We start from the raw sequence: 11979 nt of genomic DNA on the forward strand, positions 1-11979 counted from the left end.
TATTAGCCCAAGTGGTCATCAAGTTATTGTTCTGAAGTGAGGTTGGTATGTTCATTTCAAAATATTCAGTTGAAGATTGGGAAGGGAACCAGAATAAAGGCTTATTGGAAGAATCGCAAGATTGGAGTGATATAGAAACAGCTATTAAAAATTTAGATGGTCGTCGCAAAACACTGGTCATGCTCGAAACCAACGGTGAAACCCATATGGCTGTTGGAGGTAAAACAGATAAATATATCGTATATGCTCAGGAGTATTGAAACAGGATAATTTTGTTTTTCTCTTGGTTAATCGATTATAAGCTGAACAGTGCCTAATCCTCTGTATTTTACGCATCCTACGATATAACGTGCTTAAAAGCACAGTTTTTTGCAGACTCGATACATAGAAGAGATTCATTCGTTATAAGCAAGTTTATCAACGGCGCCTTATGCAGTAGCGAATCAAGCACTCCCCTCTATGTTCTCTGTACCTCTGTGGTAAAAATATTAACTACACTGCACAGGCGGGACGCCTATGCTACAATGCCCTAACAAAATTTTGGGGGGTGATTAGGAAATCACCCCCACTATGCCATACCTCTGTGGTCAAACTATTTAGTTGCACTTTTGCTCTCTTTTGAACTAGTCTGCAACATTTTGAGCAATTACAGGCGCCGTAAACACTTGGCTGTACAAGTTAGCTGGTTGTTGTCCGGCAAATACAGGGAGTGCTTCACGCGCGTGTTGAGCAAGTTCTACTGTCTTCACATCGTAACCTTGGGTGACAATCTTAGGATATAAACCGATACCGATGATAGGAAGTATTAAGCAAGCGGTGATAAACAGTTCGCGAGGTTTGATGTCTTCTACAAATTCGTCGAGGTGTAATTCTTCGTTTTTCTTACCGTAGAATACCTCACGTAACATCGAGAGTAAGTAGATAGGAGTTAAGATGACACCAACTGCACTTAAGAACACTACTACAATTTTGAAGCTTGAGCTATATACATCGCTGGTGGAGATACCGAGGAACACCATCAACTCTCCGACGAAACCGCTCATACCAGGTAAAGCAAGTGATGCCATTGAACCAGCGGTAAACAGTGCGAATGTACGAGGCATCACTTTGCCCATACCACCCATTTTGTCCATCATCAAGGTGTGAGTACGTTCGTAAGTTACACCAGATAAGAAGAACAATGCTGCTGCGATCAAACCGTGGGATACCATTTGCAGAACGGCACCGCTAATACCAACTTCAGTATAAGAAGCGATACCGATTAACACAAAGCCCATGTGAGCAACCGAGGAATAAGCCAAGCGACGTTTGAGGTTAGTTTGAGCAAAGGCGCAACAAGCACCGTAGATAATGTTAACTACACCAAGAATTGCGAGTATAGGAGCAAAGTAAACGTGAGCATTGGGGAGCATTTCCATGTTGAAGCGGATTAATGCATAACCACCCATTTTTAACAACACACCAGCTAAAACCATTGAACCAGGTGCAGGCGCCTCGCCATGTGCATCAGGAAGCCAAGTGTGGAAAGGGAAGATAGAAAGTTTTACGCCGTAAGCAATTAAGAAACCAGTGTAAAGAGCTAATTCTAAAGTGATTGGATATTCCTTCAAACCAAGTTCAACCATGTCGAAGGTGAAGTTATCACCAGAGAACGCCATTGCCAAACCAGCAATCAATATAAAGATAGAAGCAGCAGCTGTGTAGATAATAAATTTAGTAGCAGCGTAGCGGCGCTTTGCACCACCCCAGATAGAAATCAATAAATATACAGGAACGAGTTCAACTTCCCACATCAAGAAGAACAGCAGCATATCTTGCGCTGTAAACACCCCGATTTGAGCGCTGTACATCAACAGCATCATTGCATAAAACAATCGCGGCTTGTTAGTAATCTTCCAAGACGCGAAAACTGCGAGAGTATTAATTAAGCCAGTTAACAAAACTAGCGGCATCGAAATTCCATCAACTGCGAGTGACCAATTTAAGCCAATTTGGGGAACCCAGGCGTACTTCTCAACAAGCTGATATCCAGAACTCTGAAAATCGTAATTGTGCCAGAAGGCAGCAATCATTAGCGCAAAATCAGCAAACGCAACTCCCAAAGTGTACCAGCGAACGGTTTTGCCATCTTTATCAGGGATAAAGGGAATCGCCGACGCCGCTACTAGCGGTAAGCCAATCATGGCACTCAGCCAAGGAAAATCAAAGCTATTCATAACTGATAATCGTTTTGTTTCAACTTATTTACATTCTATTAACAAATGTTTACTTTTGTAAACGGCACAAATCCCTATAAAATCCAACTCAAGGCATAAAACAATTAAATATTAGTAATAAATACCTATTGTTTTTGGTACGAACCCATTGTAATCACAAAGAAATGTAACGTCAACGGTTAAGGTCAACTTATAAGTTCTTCATATATATTTACAATCTTCAGGTCAACATTTCCCGAATTTTCTTATAAATTGTTCAAAAACCTGTAAAAACGCACGTTGTGGAGACGTTACATGTAACGTCTCTACATCATGGGACGGCGCCTGGATTTACACGATTCGGTTTACAATTGTCCAAACCTCACCATCTGAACGAACGTATGGGACAGAAATGGTCTTAAAGCCCGTAATAAAAGGTTTGTAATAAACTTGCCAGTAAAGGGGACTAAGTTCATCAGCGCAAGCTTTAAGGTCATGAAGTTCTGCTGCAAGTTCAGCGGCTATATCATTAATACGTTGGGCATGTATCTTAGCTTTGTTACGGGCAATTTCGAGTTGTTCCTCTTGTAACGCGCGCTGGACTCTGGGTGGAAGTCGCTGTAATTGCCCTTTTCTTTGTCTAAGTTTGGCTTCGAGTACAGTAATAGCGTCATCAATACCCTTTATTTCGGCAGCAAGTTGAGGGTTTTCTCTTGCCTGTTGCCGTAATAGCTCTACAACATTTTGGAGTGAGTCATCACTCTCACTTAATGTAACGGGAGTTAGCGTCGCACGTTCTTCACGCAAAGCATCTATCTGTATCTGAAGCGCGACAAGTTCAGCTTGAAGTTTTTCCATATATATATTTAGTTATGAGTGCTGAGTGCTGAGTGCTGAGTAGGTAGGAGTTGGAGAGTGAAAGGTAAAAGAGTATATTAAGTAAATATTTTCTTCAACTCAGCACTCAGCACTCATTACTCGTTACTCACTTTAGCGCCATCATTATCAATATGTAACGCGCGTACTTGTGCAGCAACACCAACATTTTTCCAAGCAGTGGCCATAGCTGCCACAACATCAATAGTATGGCTGGTATCAGTTAGTGCAAGTAGAGTTGGTCCGGCGCCGCTAATTACCATCCCGTAGGCACCTGCATTTATAGCCGCAGCGTTAACAGCATCATACCCTTGAATAAGTGATTTCCTGTAAGGCTGATGTAATTTATCTTGTAGAGACGCTCGTAACCAGTTTGTTTTTCCCGTCTCGAGCGCGCGTAACAACAAACCAAGATGTGAGATATTAAAAATCGCATCCGCGCGGCTAATTTCGGTAGGTAACACTCGTCGCGCTTCTTTCGTTGAAAGCTCAAAATCAGGAATAGCTACAACAGGGACAATACTTTCATGCCAAGGGATATCACAAATTTCCCAACCATCAACACTAGTTGCAGCAAGACGACAACCACCAATCAACGCAGGAACAACATTATCTGGATGTCCCTCCATCGATATCGCCAAGTCCATCACCTGTGACTGACTCAAAGGTTCCCCAGCTAGAACATTGGCGCCTACTAATCCGCCAACAATAGCAGTCGCAGAACTTCCTAAACCACGCGCGAGAGGTACACCCAAACCAATCTCTATTTTTACAGCAGGGGGTGTTTTACCAAGATGCTCATACAGTTTTACATATGCTTGATAAAGCAGATTATCCTTATGTATAGTGTCCACGCGCGCAGCTTCGGCGCCAGTAACAAAAATTTGCGTCTCACCATCAACCACAGTGAACTTAAAATCGTTGTGTAACGTTAAAGCGGTGCCGATGCAATCAAACCCTGCACCCAGATTCGCAGTAGTAGCAGGAACAGTAACAGTAACCGAAGAATTAACAGACATTTACAAAAATAACTAATCAATCATATAGCATCCCATGTAATTGACCTCTTGTGGAGCAGGCATCCCTGCCTGCCTATAAATAAATAAAAGGACGGACAAGGATGCCATCCCACATAAGTTATATTTTATACATTGATATAGTCTTCTATACAGTCAAGTGCATCTCTAATTTCAAGTTTGAGGGAATCTACTTCAGATGCAATTGTGTTACTACTTTCGCGCAGCTTATTGATGTGAGTATTTATGTTGGTGATGCGTTTTAAAGCAGTGCGAATACGTTGTATTTGAGCTTCTACAGAGTTTGTATCGATACCCTGTTGGGATGTACGCTGCAACTCGAACTTTTGCTGCACTACTAAAAACCGGATGGCTCAAGTGATTTGTCTAATTCTTCTAACATTAAAGTTCAAAATCCTAGTTTGCAATCAAATTTAGACAAAGACAATCAATACCCTTAATTTTTTAAGAGAGAAAGTAAACGTGATAAGCATTTTGATACTTGCCTCTGGCACTAAGATAAAAATACTCATATACCTTCAATTTCCTCCCATACATCATTGATTTTTGTACGATTACGAACAATTATTTCAGGTGTTTTATCTCTAGTAACAGCTTGTAACATATTTAGGCTTTCTTTCATAAAAGCCAACCATTGAGGAAGATTAATTACCAACGGATTGCCTGAGTATGTAAATACCTTTAGAGCATTTCCACTTACTGCTATAGCATGAGCCATAAACAGCATTTTATGAAGTTTTAATTTGGATTGAATTTGAGCAAGTTCTTTTGTTGCAATAGATTTATGTATTGAGTTATGAAGCTGCTCTGGGCTTTCTAAAGATGATAAATAGTGATAACTTCTTACAATTAACTCGATGACAGCAACTGGAACGGACATTGAAACAAAGTGTCTGAGGTCATAACCATTTAAATACATCCACCTAGAAATTTCCGCTATAGTTCTCTTGTCTGAGCCAAAAGACCCAATTTGCAAAAGTTGAGTAAAAGCCCATCCAGGTATAGGAATTCCCATTTTAGTACACAAATCAGAAACGATATGTCCTAACCAGATCAATGGAGCAAAAGCTTTATCTGTCAACGACATGTCAAATGTCTTTAAAATGTGGAGTTTACCATTAGCGTCAAAAGCTGTCATCGTACCATTGAGAATGTCTAATGTTCCAAATATTAGACCAAATAAAGGGTCATGCCCAAGACTAAATAATCTATGTGTTTTGGGGCTAAAGCCTTTAATGTTAGGATTTATGCTCTGGTCATAAGGAACTTTACAAGTATCCTCGCACCATTTAAAAAAATTATTTAATTTTCCTTCTGTATCAACTCCTAGTGTTTTTAGCCATTGTGTAAAGTTACTCCCTTCTTGCTGATATTTTCCCAAATAATTAACATTTTTGGGAATTTTAACAATCAAAAAGTCAAGAATAGCAGCAACTAAACCAGATATTCCAACTATCATATAATCTAGATTCGATAGGCTAGGAAGAAGTTCAGGATTTTTTAAAACCTCTTCCTTAACTCTCGCCTCAACAATAACAAGATTATTGTTCAAGAAAAACTCGTCATCCCATTCCAATTTTATTGGTTGATAAGATGGCTGGGAATGCTGACCTAATATTTCTTCTACTAATGATAAAGAAACTCCTATCTTTTCAGCTAATTCTTTAATCTCATTCTCTAATTCATTCAATTTATCTGATTCTTGACATTGAACCTTATAAATTGTTTTAAAACTTAAGTTAATTTCCTTCATTTTGTTGTACGATTCTACAAACTCTTTATCCCAATCAAATACTTCAAACATAAATAAGTATAGAAATTACAGTAAATCTTGATTTCTTTTTAAGGCATTTCTTAAATATTCAATTGCTTTTTCTAAATTTTCAATCCTTAGCTTGTTCTTTTCTTTTTCAATAAGCAAGTCATCTCGTTGATCTTCAAGAGCGCGAATCGCTTGCTTTTGTTCTTTAATAATTTCTTGAGCCAATCGAATATCTTTCTGAATCTGTACAATTTCTTTCATAACTACTTCCAGCTTTGCCGCTTGTGTTAAAGCTGAGTCTGGAGACTGAGCAAATACAGCACCGGCGCCAACACCAGCACCAGCACCAAGAATTGCACCACCAGCAACCAACACTGCAAAGCCACCTGCCATCCCAAAACCACCTGCAGCAATCGCACCTCCTCCAAGAGCAGCTAAAACGGCTGACACTGCTGCGGCGCCTGTTAGACCTGGTGCTAATATAGGTGCTAGCAAAGCTGCTATAGCAGGAGTGAAAAATGCAGCTACTATAGCTAGTAATACGGCTCCAACTACACCTAATAACCAAGGATTTAAACCACCTTTTATACCTTTAAGTGCTTCGTTATAGTTTGACTTAAAACGTGTAACAATATCTGACTCTATTCCTAAAGTTTTAGCAAAAACCATTAGTTTATGTGTAAGTTTATACTCATCAGATATTTTTAAATATTTAAATTTTTCATCATCACTATTGCCCAAAGGATAATATGGTTTAAAAAGAGTTGTTTCTAATAAAATTAAGTAAATGCTTAATTTGTTTCCAGTATCTGCATTAATTTTTTGAACTATTTGTTTAAGTAATTCACTCTCAGTGATTAAGTGAAAGGAAGAATTGGAATTACTTTCATTTGAAAGCTGAGACTTTAGAAAAAGCTCTGTTGACTCTTTCCAGATGGATAACCATGCTCGTTTTAAGGCTTTTTTATCAAAGTTTTCTTCATACTCTATATCTGCTAGCACTAGTTGATATTGGTAGCTAAACATGATTCTAGTTTGTTCCAGAGTTAATCCAAACTCTCTCATTTCTTAAAACTCCTTTAATCGTTGTAATGTTGTAAACGGTTTTTATTTAATAAAGATAAATAATTTATGTATTTACAAATTAAGATACTTAGTCTGTCTTAAACCTCCGTAGTTATACTAGATTTAGTAAAAAAACGCCACAAAACACACAATTTGACAACGAGTCGTTGTCAGTGAAACAAGTTTCCTTCAATCAGCCTAATATTATCGATATTGTCTAGTTTCAACAACAAGTTGTCCCAATACTGCTCGGTTAAGCTTTTTTTCGCATGATAAACAACGATATTATGAGGGTTTCAGGCTACGCTATGTCCTTAACCGAGCAGTATTGCAAGTTGTCCCAGTAAGGCCTAACGAAATCAGGGCAGGAATAAGGTTGACCCAAAAGATGCTTTGAAACAAGTTCGTGGATAATAGTTCCACGTTTTTTGGATGCTTGTATGATTCGGTTTGCTTCAACAGTGCCAACTTTTTGGTGCCAGTGAGTTAATTGTGCCTTCTGTAGTGGAGATTTGGTTGCTTGCAAAATGCTCGTTATACCTTAAGCGTTTTATTCCTAGAGTTAAAAACCAATTGCAAGCGCAAAAATTAGCCCTTATTTTTGATAATTGCCAGCCGAATCCAGAACTTATAGCTTTTTGTCGTAAAATAACTGATGTGGTGAGTATTGCTTGGATAACTGACGAGGCTTTAGAAGCACCCTTACGAGGATTCCCACCTAATCAGCCAAATTTACTCAATGCAATTCAAAGCTGGATTAACGAAATAGAGTAACAAACTAAAAATGCAAACTCCAACAGGTAATATCTATGTTGGAGTTTGATAGATTAGGGCGCCTAGTCACGCTTACAATAACTGAGGATTATAATGGACAAATTAATTGCACCAGCAGAAGTAAGAGCTAAACACCTTGAAAATCTTAGGAAAACTCGCACGGAAATAGCTCATGCAAACGAGATGATGGATAAACTAATAGCACACCTAGATGCCCAAATTGCAGCCCAACCGCAACGAAAGAAGCAATAAACAAGTTAATTTAATTAATGAAGGTAGAGAAAGGCTTACTTTCTAAATTAAGTCTTTTTATTAATTTAAATCTATGTGATATTTTTATTTATAAAATTAGGATATAATACTCTTAAGCTTAAAAATATTGATTAACAATATTTGACTTATGCTGATTCAGAAGATTGTTCAAGAACTGCAAGATATCCCTGAAGATAAATTAGCAGAACTTTATGACCTAATTCATGACTTTAAATTAGGTTTAGATCAGGAACCTAAACAACCTCGCACCCCTGGCTTATTGAAAGGGCAACTCGGTGATGCTTTCTTTGAACCACTGCCAGAAGAGGAACTCCAGCAATGGGAATGAGCTACCTCATCGATACCCATATTTTTTTATGGTGGCTTTTTGATGACCCAAAACTCCGCACCTCGAGCCGAGAAATCATTGCAAACCCAGATAATAGCATCATTGTTAGTAGTGTTTCCGCTTGGGAAATTGCTACTAAGTACCGCATCGGTAAACTACCCGAAGCCAAAGAACTTGTTGAGGAATATTCGCAAATATTGCACCAAGCTAAATTTATCGAACTTCCCATTACTACGGTTCATGCGCTTAGAGCAGGAAGTTTACCAATTGATCACCGAGACCCGTTTGACCGTATGATTATGGCTCAAGGTGAACTTGAAGACTTGCCTGTTATTACTTACGATGCTGCTTTTCAAACTGGACTGATTCAGGTAATTACCGACATCAAGTAAAATCTACGGTAAATGGGTGCCTGTTCTGTTAATATTTAGCCTTAGTTTCTTGATTGTTGGATGCGCCTATAGCATTTGCTTTAGCTAGTAAATGTTTAACTTCCTGCCTACAGAAATGCCAGAACTAATTACACGTTTTGAAGAATGGAAAAAACAGTTAGTATCCGACTCAAATATTATGGGTGGAGAGACTGTTTTTCCAAGTTCGAGGCTTAGTGTACGCTGTATTGGAGTAATGCTTGAACAAGGAGAGCATCCAAATGTCATCCTTGAAGATTATCCTTACTTATCTGAGGAAGATATAGAGTTTGCTCATATGTACGTAAAAGCATATCCAAATGTTGGGCGCCCGAAAAAAGCATGAAGTATATATACTGCAAACGGGTAAAATCTGAACTTATGTCATGCTGAGGCACGTTAACGCAGTTTTCCCGTAGGGTAGCATCTGAAAGATTTTGATTTTATTGAAAAGTTTAGTTTTAACCCGTTTATGGTATAGAAGAATTTCTCATACAGGCGCCATCGATACTGGTAAATATAAAACGAATTTAAAACAATGCGATGAAGCCTGCATTCCTACCTGACCGAACAGCACCTCTACGTATTAATTCTTAATTTTAATTCAGCATGTTTTTAATATTACTTAAAAAAGTCAGTCCATTTTAATGGACTTAAGGTTTTAACCCTAGGCGGGTATGAGCGTAGTTGCTAATTCAAAGCTGGTGCGTGACGCTACAAGTCTTAATAATTACATTGAAAGCGTGTTCATAGCGTCACGCACCCTACGTGTTTTATTATATGCAGATTTGTATTAAATTTGTATCACGTTGGCATCAACTGTTGGATACGTTGTGGCTCCTCTCCTAACCAATCAGGATTTTGGGCAGTGCCATCGAAAATTGATGAGGTTTTGAATGGCTCAAATTCTCCGCGCGCTGCTGATGAAGCGGTTTTTGCTAATAGCGCTTGCTCTTCTTCATCGTTCATAGGTTGGAAAGTTCGCACTGCTTCAAACGCTTGGTCGAGAATTTCCATGCTGTCAATTCCGGCAACCACAACCGATGTAGGCTGATTCAGCGCATAATGCAAGCACTCAATTGCTGTTACAGTCTTTGAGTTTAAAATAATACCGTTTGCCAAGCTTTTCATACCTAGAATACCAATGTTTTGTTTGACTAGTTCTGGTACGACCAGCTTGGTGAAACTTCTATAGTGGGCATCCATTACATTAATCGGTAACTGAACTGCATCAAATTTAAACTCATGTTCTGATGCAACTTGGAGCATATGGAGGTGAATATATGGGTCTTTATGCCCAGTGAAGCCAATGTATCGCAGTTTGCCAGCTTGGCGCGCTTCAATGAAGGCTGCATTTGCCCCCTCTTCGTCAAATACTCGATGCGGGTCTTCAAAGCGGATGATTTCGTGATGCTGGACGAGATCAATATAATCGACTTGCAGACGTTGCAGCGATTCGTCTATTTGTTTTGCAGCTGCTTGCTTGGAACGACCGTCTATTTTCGTCATTAAGAATATTTTGTCGCGGTAGCCATCGCGCAGCGCTTTCCCCATACGAGTCTCACTGACTCCATCGTTGTAATCCCAACAGTTATCCATAAAAGTAATGCCGCGATCAATTGCCGCGCGAACAATCCGAATACCCAGTTCCTCATCAACATAGTTCAAGCCGATATGCCAACCACCCAATCCAATGGCAGAAACCCTCTCTCCTGTACTGCCCAATTCTCGGTATAGCATTTCTGAAGACGTACTTCCTAACATTCTGTTCTCCTTACATTCAAAGATCTCGTTGTTATTTGCGTTTTATCAGGTAAATCTATTTGCCTCCAAAATAGTAATATTATTAAACCTATATTGTATTGAGAGCAATCAACATTCATCATACGGAAGTTATAAGTACTTTTTCTGACAGTTAAAAATTGAGTTGATATGCTAAATTCATCTTCTTAAAGACATAAAATAGACTTCTAACAAGCTATTAAAAATATATTTAAATTAAATGACCTGGCAACAACTGTAATAAATGCGACATAGTATAGACCGAATTAATACTGACTCTACAATGTGATTTCTCAAAAAAGGCGCCAACCAGCCAAAACTAATGACACAGATTAGTAGGATTATCCAAAACCTACGCAGTATTGATTCTGGTAACTTTTACGAAACCGGAATACGCATACTTACGTCATCAGTCATAAATTACTAAAATCACATGTCCGAACTTTTATCTCGCAGACAATTCCTCAATTCTACAAAAACTGCTTTAGTTGGTCTCTCTAGCTTTACCTTAGCTAGCTTGCTCCGCAATAGTTCGCTCTTAGCAGCAGATAAGGTGATTACAAATTTAGAAGCACAAGTTCCTGTGCTGATGCGAAAAGCTTTAATACCTGGTCTTTCTGTTGCAGTGATTAGAAACGGTGAAGTTTTCTGGAGTCGAGGTTTTGGTGTTACTAATCAAGTTACTAAAAAACCTGTTAATAATGAAACTATATTTGCCGCTGCTTCGTTGAGTAAACCATTTGTTAGTTATGCAGCGCTAAAAATGATTGAGCATGGTCAGCTTGAATTAGATACACCTTTATCTGATTATACTGCGAAACCTTATATTTCTGACCCTCGTTTAAAACTAATCACACTGCGAAGAGTTTTATCGCATACTACTGGTTTTCCTAATTGGAGTGGTGATGAACCTTTGCAGATTTTGAGGGCGCCTGGTACAAAGTTCGCCTATTCTGGAGAGGGTTTTCTATATTTACAACACGTAATCGAAGAAATTACTCAAATGCCTTTAGCTCAATATTTACAGCAAAACTTCTTAGACCCCTTGGGAATGAAGAGCAGTAGCTATATTTGGCAACCTGCTTATAATACAATTGCTTCTGATGGGCATGACCGTCAAGCAAAACCCAAACCAATGGGTAAACCTCAAAAAGCTAGTGCAGCAGGTAGTTTACGCACTACTGCTAATGATTACGCTAAGTTTATTATTGCCATGATGGCGCCGGGAAAAGTTGATAGTCCTAAACTTAGTGAAGCTAGCTTGAAAAATATGCTAAGTCCCCAAATTAACATTAATCAGAAACTTGATTGGGGTTTAGGTTGGGGATTAGAAAAAGCTTCTAATGGTAATTTCTTTTGGCATTGGGGCGACCTTGTAACGTTCAAAAGTGTTATTTTTGCTTCTAGAGATTTAGGCGCCGGAATTGTGATGTTAACTAATAGTCAGAACGGTTTAAAAATTAGTAAAAATGTTGTC

14 protein-coding genes are annotated in these 11979 nt (G+C 38.7%); 7 read left to right on the forward strand and 7 right to left on the reverse strand.

The window, feature by feature from the left end:
- Nucleotides 1-47: 47 nt before the first annotated feature.
- Complete coding sequence (locus tag AC2JBO_RS10305) at nucleotides 48-260, forward strand: hypothetical protein (protein ID WP_496953552.1); 213 nt, start codon at nucleotides 48-50, stop codon at nucleotides 258-260.
- Between the two features lie 363 nt (nucleotides 261-623).
- On the opposite strand, the gene AC2JBO_RS10310 is transcribed toward AC2JBO_RS10305, so the two are convergent.
- The 6 genes from AC2JBO_RS10310 to AC2JBO_RS10335 form a co-directional block, all read right to left on the reverse strand.
- On the reverse strand, nucleotides 624-2216 hold the full coding sequence (locus AC2JBO_RS10310; protein ID WP_496953553.1) for an NAD(P)H-quinone oxidoreductase subunit 4: 1593 nt from the start codon (nucleotides 2214-2216) through the stop codon (nucleotides 624-626).
- A 330-nt stretch (nucleotides 2217-2546) separates the two neighbouring features.
- Entirely contained in the window at nucleotides 2547-3053 is a 507-nt protein-coding gene (locus AC2JBO_RS10315; RefSeq protein ID WP_496953554.1) for a hypothetical protein, read from the reverse strand.
- A gap of 116 nt (nucleotides 3054-3169) precedes the next feature.
- Nucleotides 3170-4090 carry a homoserine kinase gene (gene thrB, locus AC2JBO_RS10320; RefSeq protein ID WP_496953555.1) on the reverse strand — a complete coding sequence of 307 codons (921 nt, stop codon included), beginning with the start codon at nucleotides 4088-4090 and terminating at the stop codon, nucleotides 3170-3172.
- Between the two features lie 125 nt (nucleotides 4091-4215).
- Complete coding sequence (locus AC2JBO_RS10325) at nucleotides 4216-4443, reverse strand: hypothetical protein (protein WP_496953556.1); 228 nt, start codon at nucleotides 4441-4443, stop codon at nucleotides 4216-4218.
- 173 nt (nucleotides 4444-4616) lie between these two features.
- Nucleotides 4617-5912: a hypothetical protein gene (locus AC2JBO_RS10330; RefSeq protein ID WP_496953557.1), complete on the reverse strand. Its 1296-nt coding sequence runs from the start codon at nucleotides 5910-5912 to the stop codon at nucleotides 4617-4619.
- Between the two features lie 15 nt (nucleotides 5913-5927).
- Complete coding sequence (locus AC2JBO_RS10335; RefSeq protein WP_496953558.1) at nucleotides 5928-6872, reverse strand: hypothetical protein; 945 nt, start codon at nucleotides 6870-6872, stop codon at nucleotides 5928-5930.
- Nucleotides 6873-7385: 513 nt separating this feature from the next.
- On the opposite strand from AC2JBO_RS10335, the gene AC2JBO_RS10340 reads away from it, so the two are divergent.
- The 5 genes from AC2JBO_RS10340 to AC2JBO_RS10360 all read left to right on the forward strand — a co-directional run bounded on the left by AC2JBO_RS10340 (nucleotide 7386) and on the right by AC2JBO_RS10360 (nucleotide 9066).
- Entirely contained in the window at nucleotides 7386-7709 is a 324-nt protein-coding gene (locus AC2JBO_RS10340; RefSeq protein ID WP_496953559.1) for an NACHT C-terminal alpha/beta 1 domain-containing protein, read from the forward strand.
- 93 nt (nucleotides 7710-7802) lie between these two features.
- Nucleotides 7803-7961, forward strand: coding sequence for a hypothetical protein (locus AC2JBO_RS10345; protein ID WP_496953560.1), 159 nt, complete (start codon nucleotides 7803-7805; stop codon nucleotides 7959-7961).
- Nucleotides 7962-8109: 148 nt separating this feature from the next.
- Entirely contained in the window at nucleotides 8110-8310 is a 201-nt protein-coding gene (locus AC2JBO_RS10350; protein WP_496953561.1) for a hypothetical protein, read from the forward strand.
- Nucleotides 8301-8702: a type II toxin-antitoxin system VapC family toxin gene (locus tag AC2JBO_RS10355; RefSeq protein ID WP_496953562.1), complete on the forward strand. Its 402-nt coding sequence runs from the start codon at nucleotides 8301-8303 to the stop codon at nucleotides 8700-8702. Before AC2JBO_RS10350 ends, AC2JBO_RS10355 begins: the two co-directional genes overlap by 10 nt.
- Before the next feature lie 91 nt (nucleotides 8703-8793).
- Entirely contained in the window at nucleotides 8794-9066 is a 273-nt protein-coding gene (locus tag AC2JBO_RS10360) for a DUF433 domain-containing protein (RefSeq protein WP_496953563.1), read from the forward strand.
- 458 nt (nucleotides 9067-9524) lie between these two features.
- Here the strand turns inward: AC2JBO_RS10360 and AC2JBO_RS10365 are convergent, their stop codons facing one another.
- On the reverse strand, nucleotides 9525-10484 hold the full coding sequence (locus tag AC2JBO_RS10365; RefSeq protein ID WP_496953564.1) for an aldo/keto reductase: 960 nt from the start codon (nucleotides 10482-10484) through the stop codon (nucleotides 9525-9527).
- Between the two features lie 451 nt (nucleotides 10485-10935).
- Between AC2JBO_RS10365 and AC2JBO_RS10370 the strand changes: the two genes are divergently transcribed.
- The coding region (locus tag AC2JBO_RS10370) for a serine hydrolase domain-containing protein (RefSeq protein WP_496953565.1) at nucleotides 10936-11979 on the forward strand (1044 nt) is incomplete at its 3' end.

This window comes from Calothrix sp. CBUCES-K 9914 (assembly GCF_059640475.1).